The following is a 15337-nucleotide window of genomic DNA, read 5'->3' on the forward strand; positions in this document are numbered from 1 at the left end:
CGCGCTTCATCACCGAGCTGGAAGTCGGCAGCGTGAACGTGCGCGAAGTGCCCGGCTACCGGCTCGAGCTGACGCCGTTCGGCGGCGTGAAGGATTCGGGGCTGGGCTACAAGGAAGGCGTGCAGGAGGCGATGAAGAGCTTCACGAATACGAAGACGTATTCGCTGCCATGGTAAGTGGCGTGTAAGCCGCGTGCACCGGTTTCGTGGCCGGTGCGCGCGTTATTCGATCGGCTCATATCGATAGCCGATTTGCTTTTTTGCCGGGCCTCGGCGCGTCGGTAGAATTCGCGGACCTCTCGAACGGCACGTATGTGCCGCGGGAAAATTCCCTCCAATCATTCGGGGTCCGCACCATGAAATTCCTTCGCTCCATCCTGGTCGTCGCCATGCTGCAGGCCGTTTCGGTCGCGAGCGCACTGGCAGCCGACGACCTGTCGCAGATCAAGTCGTCCGGCGTGTTGCGGGTCGGTACCGAGGGCACGTATGCACCGTTCACGTACCACGACGAAACCGGCAAGCTGACGGGCTTCGACGTCGATATCGCGACCGCGATCGCGCAGCGCCTCGGCGTGAAGCCGCAGTTCGTCGAAGGCAAGTGGGACGGGCTGATCGCCGGCCTCGACGTGAACCGCTACGACGCGGTGGTCAACGAAGTGTCGATCACCGACGCGCGCAAGGCGAAATACGATTTCTCGACACCGTACATCACGTCGCGCGCGGTGCTGATCGTGCGCGCGGACAACACGACGATCCGCTCGTTCGACGATCTCAAGGGCAAGAAATCCGCGAACACGCTGACCAGCAATTTCGGCAAGCTCGCGGCCGCGCACGGCGCGGACGTCGTCCCCGTGCAGGGCTTCAACGAATCGATCGACCTGCTGAGTTCGGGGCGCGTCGACGCGACGATCAACGATTCGCTGTCGTACCTCGATTTCCGCAAGCACAAGCCGGACGCGAAGCTGAAGATCGCGGCGACCGACACGGGCGGCGCGAGCGACGCATCGGGCGTGCTGCTGCGCAAGGGCAGCCCCGCGCTGGTGGCCGCGATCGACAAGGCACTCGCTGACATCAAGGCCGACGGCACCTACGCGAAGATCTCGCAGAAGTATTTCGGCCGCGACGTGTCGCAGCCGTGACGCGAGGCTGAACGATGCCGGCCTGGCTTCACCTGATGGCGGAATCGCTGCGGCCCCTGCTGGTTGCGGGGCTCGTGTTTACGGTACCGCTCACGCTCGCGTCGTTCGCGATCGGCCTGCTGCTCGCCTTCGGCGCGGCGCTCACGCGGCTGTTCGGGCCGCGCTGGGCGCAAGCCGTCGTACGTTTCTACATCTGGCTGTTTCGCGGCTCGCCGCTGCTCGTGCAGCTGTTCGTGATCTTCTATGGTTTGCCGAGCGTCGGCATCGTGCTCGATCCGCTGACGGCCGCGGTGATCGGCTTCTCGCTGAACGTCGGTGCGTACAACGCCGAGGTGATCCGCGGCGTGATCGAATCGATTCCGAAGGGGCAGTGGGAAGCCGCGTACTCGATGGCGATGACGCGCCCGCAGGCGCTGCGCCGCGCGATCCTGCCGCAGGCCGCGCGCGTCGCGCTGCCCGCGCTGTCGAATTCGTTCATTTCGCTGGTGAAGGACACGTCGCTCGCGGCCGTGCTGACCGTGCCGGAGATCTTCCAGGCCGCGCAACGGATCGCCGCCGTGACCTACGAGCCGATGATTCTCTATACGGAAGCCGCGCTGGTCTATCTGCTGCTCAGCTCGGTGCTGTCCACGCTGCAGCGTCGCCTCGAAATCCGCTTCGGCCGTCATGCGCTGTTCCAGGCGGAGCTGCGATGATCCGGCTCGAACGCATCGACAAGTCGTTCGGCACGCATCGCGTGCTGCACGGGATCGACCTCGCATTGCAGCCCGGCAGCGTGACGGCGCTGATCGGGCCGTCCGGCAGCGGCAAGAGCACGCTGCTGCGTTGCGTGAACCTGCTCGAAGTGCCCGAGGCGGGTACGCTGACGGTCGGCGACGCACGCATCGACTTCTCTCCGGCGCATCGGCCGGCGCGCGACGCCGTGTTCGCGGTGCGCCGCCAGACCGGCATGGTGTTCCAGAACTTCCAGCTGTTTCCGCACCTGAGCGTCGTGCAGAACGTGATGGAGGGGCTCGTCACCGTGCAGCGCTGGCCGCGCGAACGGGCCCGTGAACGTGCGCTCGCGCTGCTCGAGAAGGTCGGCATCGCGGACAAGGCCGACGCGTGGCCCGGTACGCTGTCGGGCGGCCAGCAGCAACGTGTTGCGATCGCGCGTGCGCTCGCGCCGTCGCCGCAGGTGCTGTTGTGCGACGAGCCGACGTCGGCGCTCGATCCGGAGCTGTCCGTCGAAGTGATCGAGGTGCTGCGCCAGCTCGCACGAGAAGGCACGACGATGCTGATGGCCACCCACGACCTGCGCCTGGCCGCGTCGATCGCGCACGATGCGGTGTTTCTCGCGGAGGGCCGCGTGGTCGAGGCCGGTGCATCGCGCGACCTGTTTGGCGATCCGCGCGATCCACGCACCGCGAAGTTCATCTCGACGCTTGCGCAGGGCGTGCCGGTGTTCTGACGCGGCACGCGAAAAACGATATGCACTACAGCGGGCGTCAACCTTGCCCTGGACCGTCGAGCACCGCCGCGACGATCGCCTCCGGCGCATCTTCCTGCACCAGATGGCCTGCGCGCGGCACCCGGATCAGTTGGCCGTTTGCGATGCGATCGGCCAGCGCCTGCCCCTGGTCGAGCGGAATCCACGCGTCGTCCTCGCCCCATACGATGCGCACCGGAAAGTCCGGCGGCGCGTAACGAGCTTCGGCTTCCTCGATGTAGCGCTGACGCATCTGCGCGATCTGGCGATAGAACGCGGCCTGACCGTCGGGCGTGAGCCACGGCGCACGGTAGATCGACAGTGCCTCGTCGCTCAGCGGCCGGGCGACCGCCTTGCCGAGATAAGCCGACACGAGCGCGTGATGCGCATACGCGGGCAATCCGGTGAAGGCGGCTTCGTGCAGCGCGACATGGCGCACGAACGGCGAGCCCTGCGGCGCGATTGCGACCGGATTCACGAGCGTGAGGTCCGCATAGGCGACGCCGTCGAGGAAGTGCGCGCGCAGCACGGTTGCGCCGCCGTAGTCGTGCGCGAGTACGCGGGGACGTGAGATTGCCCACTCGTCGAGCAGCGCGCCGAACAGCCCGTTCTGGCGGCCGAGCGACACATCCGCGTCCGGCATGTCGGACTGACCGTAACCGAGCAGGTCGTAGAAGAACACGCGGTGACGCCGCGCGAGCCACGGCGCGATCCGGCGCCATACCTGCGACGAAAACGGCGTGCCGTGCACGAGCACGAGCGGCGGGCCTTCTCCGATCGTTCCCCAGGCAATCCGGTGGCCTTCGAAATTGAAGCGGTTGGCGAGTTCGAGCATCGGCATCTCCGTGCTAACCTGTTTTGGTTGTTAACAGGTTACGCCGGATTCTCCGGATGTGAAACCTATAGGTGAAATTAAATGGTTACTCGATCCGAGTCTGCGCGGCACGCGCACGCATGGGGTGCGGCCGATTTCGTCGGCGGCCATCCGGCGCTCGACTTCCTCAACACGGTGGCCGATACGGGCAAGACACGCGACGCGGACAAGCTCGTCGACTGGCCGGCCGTGCGCGCGTGGGCGGAGCAATCGGGATTGCTGGCGCCGGACGATCTGGCGCGGCTGCTGCGTCATCCGCGGCAGGACGGGCCTGACGAGCTGGCTGCGCTGCGTCGCTTTCGCGACGATGCGTATGTCGCGGTCGCGCACCTGACGGCGGAAGGCGGTGGCAGCGACGGCCTGCGCGCGGCGGACCGGCTCGCCGTCGCGATTCGCGAGGCGATCGGGCGCAGCGCGTTCGATGCGGTCGACGGCCGATTCGCGTGGCGGCCCGACGCGCGCGCCGCGTCGCGCTGGGTCGATGCGGCCGCACTCGGCTTCGAGCAACTGCTGCGCAGCGACGATTTCGCGCGGGTGAGGCAGTGCGGCCGGTGCACGTGGTTCTTCGTCGATCGCGGCCGCGGCGTCGGGCGCCGCTGGTGCGACATGCGCACGTGCGGGAACCGCGCGAAGGTGGAGGCGTTCAGGGAGCGGTGAGCGGCGCACGGATGATGCCTGCCGTTCCAGCCAATACGCTCTTGTTTTCAGTATTTATTGCCGGTTTGTTATCCGAGGCGGCAAGACATTCAATTTTTGTGAAACATCCTGAATAGGTCGCGTGGTCGATCTTTCTCGGAAAGTGAGTATATCTGTAAAATTCGTGTAAGGTACGACGGGTGCGCCTGAGAGAGCGCGCCGGCACGAGCGAATCAAAAACGGCGGGTAATACATGAATACAACCGACCTGGCTCAGGCCATTCGAGGTGGCCTGATTCAGCAAGATCGCCTGATGAAATCGGATATTCCAGCGCTGCCTGGAAATGCGCTGGTTCCGCGGCGCGCAATTATCGATGGCGAACTTGGCCGAGACTTCAGCATCACGATCGACATGCTGTCCGCGGCCGCCAGCCTCGAGCTCAAGATCCTCATCGCGCAGCCGATGACGCTTTGGGTCCGGCAGGCGAACGCGTCTTATCAGCCGCTCAACGGCTATGTGCATACCGCGCGACGCCTTGGCTCCGATGGCGCCCTGACCAGTTATCAGTTGATCGTTGCGTCCTGGATGCATTTTCTGAAGTTTCGCCATGATATGCGGTACTGGCAGGACCAGCCGGCAGATCAGATCATCGCGGACGTTTTTGCGATGCATCCACAGGCTCGAGGTCGATTCGAATTCGCCTTGTCGCGCCCACTGCCGACGCGCTCGTATTGCCGGCAAAGCGAAACCGACTGGCACTTCGTGCATCGTCTGATGGAGCAGGAAGGCCTGTTCGGCTTCTGGCGGCATGCGGCCGATGGGACATCCCATACGCTCGTCGTGACCGACGATATCCACACGGTCGATGCAATGTTGCCGGAAACAGTCGAATTCTCCCGTTTCGGCAGCAGAAGCGAGGTCGACGCGTTTACGCAATGGTCAGGATCGCGCACGCTTCAAAGCACGCAATACACGACCCGGACGTTCGACTACAAGTCGCCGCCGACGGCCTTTTCGCCGAAAGGCACGACGTTGCCGACGCGTAGGGACCAGGGCGATTTGCCCGTGCAGGCCGAGGTCTACGAGTACACCGGCGCATATACCTATGGTGCTCAGGCGCTCGGCGAGCAGCTGTCGTCGGTCCGGCTGGAGGAATGGGAGTCGCGCGCGAAGCGTTTTCACGGCATCGGCGGTGTGCGCGGCATCGATGCGGGGCGCCGCTTCACGCTTGACCATCACCCGATGCACGATGCCGATTCAGTCGAGCAGCGTCAGTTCGCTGCGATCAAGGTCCGGCGCTACATCGAGAACAATTTGCCGGGCTCGGTGCGCGACGGAGATTTCCCGCATAGCCTCCAGCGCCGCATCGACGACGCACGCGCGGAGCGGACGCAGAACGTATCGTCGTCCGCGTCTCACGAGGACGGAAGCGCCGGGTTTTATCGGGTGGAGGTTGAGGCGCAGCGCGTGAGCTTGCCGTTCCGCAGTCCGTTTGAGCACGACAAGCCGCTGATGCACCTTGAAACGGCGATCGTGGTCGGCCCGAAGGGCGAAGAGGTGTATACGGACGAGCTGAACCGGGTCAAGGTCCGGTTCGTCTGGGATCGGAGCAATGCCGGCGACGAGCGCGCGTCGTGCTGGCTGCGTGTCGCACAATCGGATAGCGGCAGCGGATATGGCAGCGTGCATTTGCCGCGTGTCGGCGAAGAAGTGATCGTCGGCTATGTCGGCGGCGATTGCGACCGGCCGGTTGTGCTGCATCGCGTCTACAACGGTGCAACACGGCCGCAATGGCACAGCAACGGTATTTTGTCTGGGTTTCGCTCGAAGGAATATGCGGGCAGCGGCTACAACGAAATGTCGCTGGACGACGCGACGGGCCAGACCCGGGCGAAGCTGTTCAGCAGCAACGCGAACAGCATGCTTCACCTCGGTTACCTGATCGAGCAGAGCGGCAATTCGCGCGGCGGGTATCTCGGCAGCGGCTTCGACCTGCGAACCGACGCATACGGTGCAATGCGCGCTGGCCAGGGGCTGTATCTGTCGACTTACCCGAAAACGGTGGCCAGCCAGCCACTCGACGTCGATGACGCGCGTCAGCAGCTGTTCGGCTCCGCTGAACTGCTCGACACGATGTCGGGGGTGAGCGAACAGCATCGGGCAGAGAGCCTGAAGGATGGCCACGACGTACTGAAGGCATTCGCCGACGCGACCCGGAAAGCCGATACGCCCCAGTCGTCGGGGGGGCGCACGGCTGGTGGTGGAACCGGCAGCGCCAATGCGTTCTCGCTGCCGCTGATGCTGTTCGGCAGTCCGGCAGGCATTGCGTTGTCCGCTCAACAGGACGTGCACCTGTGTGCGGCGCACCAGACCAACGTGGTCAGCGGCGGCAGCGCGCATGTTGCGGCTGGCCAGTCCCTGATTGCCGGCGTGATCGAGAAGATCAGCCTGTTTGCGCAGAACGCGGGGATGAAGCTGTTCGCCGGCAAGGGCAAGGTCGAGATTCGGGCGCACACGGACGACATCGAGTTGACCGCGCAGAAGGCGGTCAAGGTCATGTCTGCCACGCAGACGGTCGATGTGGCGGCGAAGCAGGAAATCCTGTTGACGTCGGGTGGGGCGTACATCCGGATCAAGGACGGCAACATCGAGCTGCATGCACCCGGAAAAATAGACGTGAAAGGCGCGCAGCACAATTTTTCCGGGCCGACGAGTCAGGCATATCCGTTGCCCCAACTGCCGAACGGTGTCTACAAGGAGTGCCTGCTCGGCGCTCATCACGGGTGCGACATGTTCACTGGAGCCTGACGATGAGTGATATCCGGACCGTCGAGCGTGCCGACGACCCGTGGCTGCGGCATGTCGACTATCTTCGTACATCGTTGCTCGCACCGCGCGACGGGCAGGCATCGTCCCTGTACCTGCTGGTCGACACGCGGAGTCAGCCAGATCTTCAGAAGCGTTGGGTCGAGGATCGCAGCTGGCGATACGTGTCGCTGTGGGACGGCCTGTCGACGGCGGCGTATCACGACATCGCACCATACCTGATTGCGATTGAACCCGACGTGCTCGACGGCCGCGACGGGCGCCACGCGTTGCTCCGACAGTTGTGGATGGATGTGGCCGATCGTCCGATGCTGACCTGGGTGGCATCGCCATTCGGGTTGGATGCATTGGCGCAGCACTTCCGGCGTTTTTGCACGTTCCGCAATCCGGCGTTGCGGCTTTTCTACCTGCATTTCTACGACAACCGCGTGCTGACGCGGCTGCATCAGGGATTCGAGCCGGCACTGTGGCAGGCATTCGTTGCGCCCTGCCATGCACTGGGCAGTCGCGATCGCCGGAACCGGCCGGTAGTGTGGCGCAATTCGCAGCCGCCGTTGTACACGCCTGATCCGACGCCGCTGATGCTGAGCGAAGTGCAGCACCGGCGGCTGCTCGAAGTCGGTTATCCCGACAAGCTGGCGATGCAACTCAGACGGTCCTGCGACGTGGACGAAGACGAGGTGGCGGACGCCGACTGGATCGAGCGGGTCGAGACGCAGCTTGCGCGCGCAGCCACGTACGGATTGAAGGAGGAGCAAGCGCTCGCGCGATATACGATCCTGGGTGTGCTGATCTCGCGGACGTTTGACGAGCATCCGGCGGTGCAGCCGATCTTGCAGCGGCTCGCAGATGGCGAGAGCGCGTCGGCGACGCTGGATGCGGTCGAGGCGGCGGTTGAGCGGCATGTCGACGAGTTGACGGGAAATGGATGAGCCGATCTGTACGTTCGTCCTGCTTTCGGCGCGTGACCGACTTGCATCGGAGCGCGTGGACAGCGACTTGAATGTCGAGGGGTTTAACTGCTCGCCGTACAGCCTGACTTATTTCGTTATTCGGGACAATTCAGGATGTGCGGCAACAGGTGGCGGGGATCTGGTGCCGGGCGCAGGAGAGGGGGCTGAGTTGTCGTTATACGTCCAAGGGTGCGCACTTCACGGTCGAGCGGGCAATTTGAGATATCGACGACGGCCCCCGATCTTTGCGCACCGCTTGAGAAGTGCAGGAAGGCGGCCCGTGTGCATATGCCGCCGACCGAAGTGAAGGGCAAGCCAGGCCAGATGAAATCAAGCGCTTTCGAGCATAGTGGGTTGAAATCAAAACAAGGAACAAGTCCTGGAATGGGTAAATCGTTCAACATGTCCACGTGGTTCTCGTGCGCTATCGGCCGGACTGCCGTTACGGCAATGATCGTGGCGACGATGTCGCTGTCGGCATGCGACATGTCGTCATCGGAGCCGGTCTACAGTAGCGTGGGGGTCGAGGCGTTCAACTATACGTCGTACAACCTCGATCACTTTGTCGTCCGAGATCAGTACGGCAACAAGGCGAGTGGCGGCGGCGATCTGATGCCAGGCTCGGGTGCGGGTAGCGTGAGTTGTTGTTATGCCCTGAAAGGCACGGATTTCACGGTCGATTGGGATGTTTACGACGCAGACGCTGCACAAAAACAGATCGATGCGCAGCAGGATATTTCCGTGATCAGGAAGACGGCCCGTGTGCATATGCCGCCGGCCGAAGTGAAGGGCAAGCCGGGCCAGAATGTGCTGGCCCTGCACTTTTATCCGGACGATCACGTTGAATTCGAATTCCGCGACGATCTGCAGGGCGCACGGATTTCCTACGCAAAGGTCGACGAGTGGTTTCAACGGACGTACGGCAAGGCGGCCAACCCGGACAACCTCGATGATGCGAAGTCGTTCCGACGCACCGTGCGCGTAGCGGCGGACGGCTGGAAGAAGTACGGGCTGACGAGCGAGAAGGATCTTGAACAGTACGTCTACTACGCATTGATCGTGAATCCGCGCTTCGATGAATACCCGGCGGTGCAGAAAATCCTCGTGGAAACGAAGGGAAAACCGGATGCATTCGGTGACGCGATGCGGAAGCTGTCACCCGCCACCGTCGATGAGATCAAGCGCTTCCGTCCGGAGCAGAAGGAGGTGGTCCGTGGCTGATCCCGAGATTGACAACAACAACCTGGATCCGGCCGACCGGACGCCGGAGATGATTCGCAGCAAACGGGCCGCGAGCGTTCAGGCATACAAGTCGGACGACTGTATTCCGTGCGGCGGTATCGTTCATGTCGGATTCTTCTTCGACGGTTTCGGGCGAAGCCGTAACGAAGACGATCCGGCGACTTCACGCTTCTCGAACATCTGCCGGCTGTTCGAGGCTCACCGGGATAAGGATGACCGTCGGCGTCAGACGCCCACTTACTCGAATGAGCTCTGGTATCGCTACTATTACTCGGGAATCGGTACGGACCTGAATTCCGAGGCGAAGATCGGGGTGCTCGATAGCACGGGAAACAAGGTCACGAAAACTGTGGAGAGCCGTGCGGCTGAGAGATTGAAGGGCCTGCCTGGCCAGATTTCGGGTAGCAGCCGGTTGAAGATCGATCCCGAGAAGACGATGCAGGAAGGCATCAAGAAAGGCTGGTCGGAGCTTTCGTTCAAACCGGTGGCGGCTGCCTTCAACGACATCGTGAAGACGGCCGAGCAGTTGCCGGACCGGGTGCTGCGCATGGTGAAGATGATGTCGGCCGACCGGTACGTCCGACGCGGCCGCGCCGTGTTACGTTCGACGTTGTATGAGTTCGCCGAACATCCGTGGAAATTCGGCTGGACCTTCGTCAAGGGCACGGTGATCACCACCGGGCTCGATTCGATACCGTGGTTTCGCGACAGCCGCGCGCTTGCCCGTGTTATGGGAACGGGCGTGCAGGACCGTGTGACCATGGCGCTGGAGCAGTTCGAGAAGACGTTTGACGACGCACTGAAGGAGCGCCAGAAACTGCAGCGGATCCAGGTGTCGATTTTTGCTGCCGACCGAGGGGCCGTGGTTGCACGGGTGTTTGCGAACGAACTCGCCGAGAAGTACAAGCGACGCAGTGCCAGTGATCTCGCGATACGGGGTGTGCCGATCGAGATCAAATTCATGGGACTGTTCGATGCGGTGTCGTCGGTCATGGAGGAAAACAAGCTGCTGAGCGCGTTGCCGGTGCTCGACCTGCTCAAGCAGAACTTCGGCGACTTGAGCCTTGCCGTGCCGGCGGCCGTGCAACGCTGCGTCCACTTCGCGGCTGCGCACGAATTGCGTTTCTACCAGCGGCTCGACAGCCTGGAAAAGACGCGTGGCGAGCAGTACCTGTATCCCGGAACGAGCGAAGACGTGACGGGAGGCGCGCCGCCAGGGTCGCTCGGTGCGCGGGCGGAGTTGCAGCGCATTCCGTTGCGCGACATGTTGAATGCCGCATACGAGGCAGGTGTCGCGATCGACTCGATGGAACTTCTGTACAAGTACAAGCCTTTGACGTACCAGCGGTTTTCGTTGGCCCGGCGTATCTCCGAAGGCGGCGCTTCCTACACGATGCCCGAGCTCATCAACGCGTACCAGAAGATCGTGCCGCGCAAGCCGGGGCTGGATTTCCAGGCGCACATGCAGGTGTTTATCCGCTGGATCGCCGTGCGTTACCAGTCACCGGCGTTCCGCTCGTCGGTGACGCAGGAGGCTGATCGCTTCAAGGCGGAGCATCAGCGGCTCCTGAAGGCCAAGCAGGATGCGCAGGCGGCCTACGACGCCGAGCGCCGGCGCCCGTTCGGCAGTACGAAGAAGCTGATCGAAGCGCAAAGCCGGCTTGACGACGCGAACCGGGCCGAGGACATCGCGTTGCGCAAGACGCGGGTCGAACTCGCCCGGCCGGCCGAAAGCGTGTGGGAGCGGCTGGAGCGCGAGGCAGCGGAGATGACCCAGCGGGCGGCGCGGCAGGACAGCCTGAAGCGTGCGGCGGAGAGGGTGAAGACGCAGCGCATCCAGCCGTGGGGAACCGATGTCGATACCAGCGTCCGGGTGATCGAGGAGTCGTTGCTTTCGCCGGACCAGGTTGCGCTGGCCAAGGTTTGGAGCGAGGCAGTCGCGGGCAAGAATCCATTGCCTGCTGAAGTGATGGCGCTGTTCGATTTTCTCGTTCACGACACGATGCTGACGAGCTGGCACGATCACCTGCTCTCCGGTCCGTTGTACTTCCAGACGCGTGCGACGGATACGTTCGGCACGACGGACTTCGCGGCGGAGAAGAAGCAGCATGACCGCGACGAGCGTCGTGCGAAGCACGCTGATCGCCAGAATCAGACGATCGACGCGTCGACGCCGGCGCGCCTGCCGGGCATATGACGCGTCGAGGAGGAGCGTAGCCGCGCGCCGCTACGGCGCCACTTCCCGGTGCCGCTGCTCCGGCCACAGCGTCGCGGCGACGAACAGCCCGGCCACGAGGAACGGCGCACCGATTGCGAGCAGGATGGCCGTGAGGCCCCAGCGATCCCAGAAGCGGTCGACGACCGCGCGTTCGGGGGTGACGGGGTCGTACAGCACGTTGACCGCTTCGCCTTCGCGCAGGCCCGGATGCGACGACGCCGCGCCCTGGGCGAACGTGATCTGGCGCCCGCTGTCGGTCGTGAACGCGACGAGCGCCGAATGCAACGCGGTGCGCGAACGGGCCGACCGCGCATTTGTTGCGATCTCGACGACGTGGCCGGTAGAGCGCGCGTAGTGGTGGGCGATCTGCCACTGACGCAGGCCGGCTGCACCGGCACCGGCAATGAAGCCCGTGCCGATCGTGATCGGAATCAGCACGATTGCGATATCCCAGCGGCGTCGCACCTGTTTGCGCCGGGCCCGGGTCGGCGGTGCATCGGATTGCATGCGATGGCGCTTGCCGGCGATCAGCAGGGCGCCGATCGCGAACGACGCGACGGCGAGCAGTGCCGACACCGCCGCCGGAAACCAGCGTTGCGCGAAATCGTCGATCAGCGCGGGGCGCTCGGGATGGACGGGATCGAGCAGGACGTCGACGTTCTCGCCGATGTCGTAGGCGGGGATGGTCGAGGCGGTATTGCCGGCGACCTCGCGGCGCTGCCCGTCGCTCGCAAGATACGCGACGATCGGCCGGTACGCGCGCATCGCGTTGCTGTCCTGCACGATACGGACGACCGTGCCCGGCGTGCGGACGAGGTGGCCGGTCGCCTGGCCGGCCGTGACGGCGAGCACGCCCGCCAGTACGAGCAGCACGGCGCCGAGCGCCAGCGCGACGAGCGCGTCCTTACCCGGCATGACCGGATCCGGTTCGTGCGTCGCACTGCGGATGCCAGCGTGATCGTGGGAGTGGCGTGTCCCGACGGACTCGCCGATATCGGCGCAACCAGGCTCTCTGAATGGTCGCGTCTCGGTTACATGCTTCCATGTCTGACGTCCCATGCTCTCTCAGTGCCGGCGGGCAAACGGCAGTGCCTGCGCCGGTCGTGTGATATTTGTCGGACGATTCTAGCGGAAACGATGCGGAGCGGGCGTGTGGTGACGTACTGCGACAGGGCGCGCCACGAATGCGGCGGCGGAAAAGGAAAAAGCCCGGTTAGCTTTCGCTAACCGGGCTTCGGAATTCCTGGTGGGGCGTGAGTGACTCGAACACTCGACCTACGGATTAAGAGTCCGCTGCTCTACCAACTGAGCTAACGCCCCCAACAGAAGAAAGATTATGCATGGGTATTTCGAGTCTTGCAAGCTCTTTCTGCAAATTTCCTCAAAATATTTCGCAACGACGACGGTAGCTGTCGGCCCGATGACGAGCGATCGCAGTTTCCGCGCTCCCGGTATGATGACGCCACACGTGTTGCGCGGCGGTCGCGCAACGCTCTCAGGGCTTTCGAAGATGGACGAAAACGCAGTCCGCGAATTGCTGGATCGCCTGCTGGCCCCCTGGGTCCGCTCGCTCGGTCTGGTCCCCGTGTCGATCGGCGACGACAGCGTCACGCTGCGCCTGCCGTTTTCCGGCGAATTCCGCCATTCGGGCGGCATCATCTGCGGCCAGGTGTTCACGGCGGCGGCCGACACCGCGATGGTGGTCGCGATCTCGGCCGCGCTCGGCGAGTTCCGGCCGATGACCACCGTATCGCTGAACACGAACTTCATGCGGCCCGTGCGCAAGGGCGACGTGCTCGTCACCGCGCGCGTGCTGCGGATGGGCCGCAACCTCGTGTTCGGCGAAGTCGAGCTGTTCGACGAGGACGGCAAGATGGCCGTCCACGCGACGTCGACCTACGCGCTCGTCAGCTGAGCGGCGCGATGTTCGACCAGATCGTCTTTGCGGGCGGCGGCAATCGCTGCTGGTGGCAGGCTGGCTTCTGGGACATCGCCCAGCCGGCGCTCGGCCTGCGCCCGCGCGTGATCACCGGCATCTCGGCCGGCGCGGCGACCGCGTGCATGCTGTATACGCGCGATGCCGCCTGGGTGATGCGCTATTACGAAGAGGCGCTGCGCCACAACCGGAAGAACGCGTACTGGGGCAACCTGTTCGGGCGCGAGCCCGTGTTTCCGCATTACCGGATTTACCGTCAGGCGCTGCTCGACATCTACGGCGAGCCGTTCGCGAAGCTTGCCGCGGCGCCGGAGATCCGCATCGGTGTGTCGCACGTGCCGCGCTGGCTCGGCGCGCGCAGCGCAGTGGCCGCCGGCCTCGTCGCGTACAACATCGAAAAGTACGTGCGCAAGACGCTGCACCCGACGCTCGGGCGCACGCTCGGTTTTCGGCCGGAATTCGTGCGCGCGCAGGCCTGCACGAGCGTCGACGAGCTCGCCGACCTGATCCTGCAGTCGTCCTGCACGCCGCCGTTCACGCCGGTGCTGCGCCGCGGCGGCCGGCCCGTGCTGGACGGCGGGATGGTCGACAACGTGCCGGTCGACGCGCTCGACCCCGCACCCGGCGACGTGCTGGTGCTCGTCACGCGGCTGTACCCGCGCCCGCAGATGTTCACGGTCGCGCACGGCGAGCAGCGGCGGCTGTACGTGCAGCCGTCGAGCAAGGTGCCGATTTCGAGTTGGGATTACACGAGCCCGTCGCAGATGCGGCATGCGTACGACCTCGGGCGGCGCGACGGCGAGCATTTCCTCACGCGCGTCGGCGCGATGACGGGCGGCCGCGTGGCCGCCTGAAGACGGGAAGCCCGAAGCGGGGCCGCGCGGCAGGCGCGGCCCGCGGCGCTCAGCGCACGCGGCGCGGCGTCAGGGCTTCCGGATTGACGACGCTCGACATGTCGCCCTGGTCGAACGCCAGGATGTTCCGGAATGCCGCGCTGAAATAGAGCTCGTAGCTTTCGCGTTCGACGTAGCCGATGTGCGGCGTGCAGATCACGTTTTCCATCCGCAGCAGGCTGTAGCCCTGCAGGATCGGCTCGCTCTCGAACACGTCGATCGCGACCATTCCCGGACGGTTGTGCGACAGCGCGTTGACCAGTGCATTTTCCTCGAGCAGTTCGGCGCGGCTCGTGTTGACGAGCAGCGACGTCGGCTTCATCCGCATCAGGTCTTCCTGCTTCACGATTCCGCGCGTGTCGTCATGCATGCGCAGGTGCAGCGACAGCACGTCGCTCTGCTCGAACAGCGCTTCGCGGCTTTCGGCGGCCGTATAGCCGTCGGCGCGCGCGGCCTCGAGCGAATGCTCGCGGCCCCAGATCAGCACGTTCATCCCGAACGCCTTGCCGTAGCCGGCGACGAGCCGGCCGATCTTGCCGTAGCCCCAGATGCCGAGCGTCTGGCCGCGCAGCACCTGGCCGAGGCCGAAGTTCGGCGGCATCGCCGACGTCTTCAGGCCCGACTGTTGCCACGCGCCTTGCTTGAGGTTCGCGACGTATTGCGGAATGCGGCGCTGGGCGGCCATCACGAGCGCCCAGGTCAGTTCGGCGGGGGCAACCGGCGAGCCCGTGCCTTCGAGCACCGCGATGCCGCGGTCGGTACACGCTTCGAGATCGATGTGGCTCGAAATGCGGCCGGTCTGGCTGATCATGCGCAGGTTCGGCAGCTTGGCGAGCAGTTGCGACGAAATCGGGGTCCGTTCGCGAATCAGCACGAGTGCCTCGACTTCCGCCAGACGGCTGGCGAGTTGTCCCAATCCGCGCACCGTATTGTTGAAGACCTTCACGTCGTGGTCGGCAAGCATCTCGAAGCAGTTCAGCTTGCGGACGGCGTCCTGGTAGTCGTCGAGGATGGCAATTTTCATGGTGAGCGGGTGTCGCGCGTTGAAAGCGGCGGTGGCGGCGGCGCACGTTGCGCACCCGTCCCGCCCGGCCGGGGCCGACATGATGCTACGTCGGCTGCCTTCACGGTGTCTTTTTAACAGGTTGTTAC

Annotated in this window: 14 protein-coding genes and 1 tRNA gene; 11 read left to right on the forward strand and 4 right to left on the reverse strand. The window is 64.3% G+C overall.

The features are described 5' to 3' along the window. The 4 genes from C5O79_RS27615 to C5O79_RS27630 form a co-directional block, all read left to right on the forward strand. Window positions 1-176: aldehyde dehydrogenase family protein (locus C5O79_RS27615; RefSeq protein ID WP_131931925.1), on the forward strand; the 176-nt coding region annotated here is incomplete at its 5' end. Between the two features lie 179 nt (window positions 177-355). Next, window positions 356-1138 carry an amino acid ABC transporter substrate-binding protein gene (locus C5O79_RS27620; RefSeq protein ID WP_122474595.1) on the forward strand — a complete coding sequence of 261 codons (783 nt, stop codon included), beginning with the start codon at window positions 356-358 and terminating at the stop codon, window positions 1136-1138. A gap of 14 nt (window positions 1139-1152) precedes the next feature. Beyond that, on the forward strand, window positions 1153-1833 hold the full coding sequence (locus tag C5O79_RS27625; RefSeq protein WP_071335259.1) for an amino acid ABC transporter permease: 681 nt from the start codon (window positions 1153-1155) through the stop codon (window positions 1831-1833). Then, window positions 1830-2588, forward strand: a complete 759-nt coding sequence (locus tag C5O79_RS27630; RefSeq protein WP_046544163.1) for an amino acid ABC transporter ATP-binding protein — start codon at window positions 1830-1832, stop codon at window positions 2586-2588. The genes C5O79_RS27625 and C5O79_RS27630 overlap by 4 nt, the downstream gene beginning before the upstream one ends. A gap of 37 nt (window positions 2589-2625) precedes the next feature. On the opposite strand, the gene C5O79_RS27635 is transcribed toward C5O79_RS27630, so the two are convergent. Beyond that, window positions 2626-3441, reverse strand: coding sequence for an alpha/beta fold hydrolase (locus C5O79_RS27635; protein ID WP_122474594.1), 816 nt, complete (start codon window positions 3439-3441; stop codon window positions 2626-2628). A gap of 81 nt (window positions 3442-3522) precedes the next feature. On the opposite strand from C5O79_RS27635, the gene C5O79_RS27640 reads away from it, so the two are divergent. From C5O79_RS27640 to C5O79_RS27660, 5 genes are all read left to right on the forward strand, one after another. Further along, window positions 3523-4137, forward strand: coding sequence for a CGNR zinc finger domain-containing protein (locus tag C5O79_RS27640; protein WP_047852365.1), 615 nt, complete (start codon window positions 3523-3525; stop codon window positions 4135-4137). Window positions 4138-4369: 232 nt separating this feature from the next. Then, entirely contained in the window at window positions 4370-6925 is a 2556-nt protein-coding gene (locus tag C5O79_RS27645; protein ID WP_122474457.1) for a type VI secretion system Vgr family protein, read from the forward strand. A 74-nt stretch (window positions 6926-6999) separates the two neighbouring features. Beyond that, the gene (locus C5O79_RS27650; RefSeq protein ID WP_160313565.1) at window positions 7000-7875 is read left to right on the forward strand and encodes a DUF4123 domain-containing protein; all 876 of its coding nucleotides are present in this window, start codon (window positions 7000-7002) and stop codon (window positions 7873-7875) included. A 309-nt stretch (window positions 7876-8184) separates the two neighbouring features. After that, window positions 8185-9117 carry a DUF3304 domain-containing protein gene (locus C5O79_RS27655; protein WP_311768287.1) on the forward strand — a complete coding sequence of 311 codons (933 nt, stop codon included), beginning with the start codon at window positions 8185-8187 and terminating at the stop codon, window positions 9115-9117. Then, window positions 9110-11335 (forward strand): DUF2235 domain-containing protein, encoded by a 2226-nt coding sequence (locus tag C5O79_RS27660; RefSeq protein ID WP_226148223.1) that lies wholly within the window; start codon window positions 9110-9112, stop codon window positions 11333-11335. The genes C5O79_RS27655 and C5O79_RS27660 overlap by 8 nt, the downstream gene beginning before the upstream one ends. A gap of 30 nt (window positions 11336-11365) precedes the next feature. Here the strand turns inward: C5O79_RS27660 and C5O79_RS27665 are convergent, their stop codons facing one another. After that, a complete protein-coding gene (locus C5O79_RS27665) occupies window positions 11366-12415 on the reverse strand; it encodes a DUF3592 domain-containing protein (RefSeq protein WP_122474455.1) in 1050 nt (349 codons plus the stop codon). Window positions 12416-12600: 185 nt separating this feature from the next. After that, window positions 12601-12676 (reverse strand) — tRNA-Lys (locus C5O79_RS27670). A gap of 190 nt (window positions 12677-12866) precedes the next feature. Between C5O79_RS27670 and C5O79_RS27675 the strand changes: the two genes are divergently transcribed. Together C5O79_RS27675 and C5O79_RS27680 are read left to right on the forward strand one after the other, a co-directional pair. After that, the gene (locus tag C5O79_RS27675) at window positions 12867-13271 is read left to right on the forward strand and encodes a PaaI family thioesterase (protein WP_006477449.1); all 405 of its coding nucleotides are present in this window, start codon (window positions 12867-12869) and stop codon (window positions 13269-13271) included. An 8-nt stretch (window positions 13272-13279) separates the two neighbouring features. Beyond that, entirely contained in the window at window positions 13280-14146 is an 867-nt protein-coding gene (locus C5O79_RS27680; RefSeq protein ID WP_122474454.1) for a patatin-like phospholipase family protein, read from the forward strand. Window positions 14147-14195: 49 nt separating this feature from the next. Here the strand turns inward: C5O79_RS27680 and C5O79_RS27685 are convergent, their stop codons facing one another. After that, on the reverse strand, window positions 14196-15209 hold the full coding sequence (locus C5O79_RS27685; RefSeq protein WP_085041950.1) for a D-2-hydroxyacid dehydrogenase family protein: 1014 nt from the start codon (window positions 15207-15209) through the stop codon (window positions 14196-14198). Window positions 15210-15337 lie beyond the last annotated feature (128 nt).

It is taken from the genome of Burkholderia sp. SRS-25, from assembly GCF_004343765.1.
GTDB lineage: Bacteria > Pseudomonadota > Gammaproteobacteria > Burkholderiales > Burkholderiaceae > Burkholderia > Burkholderia contaminans.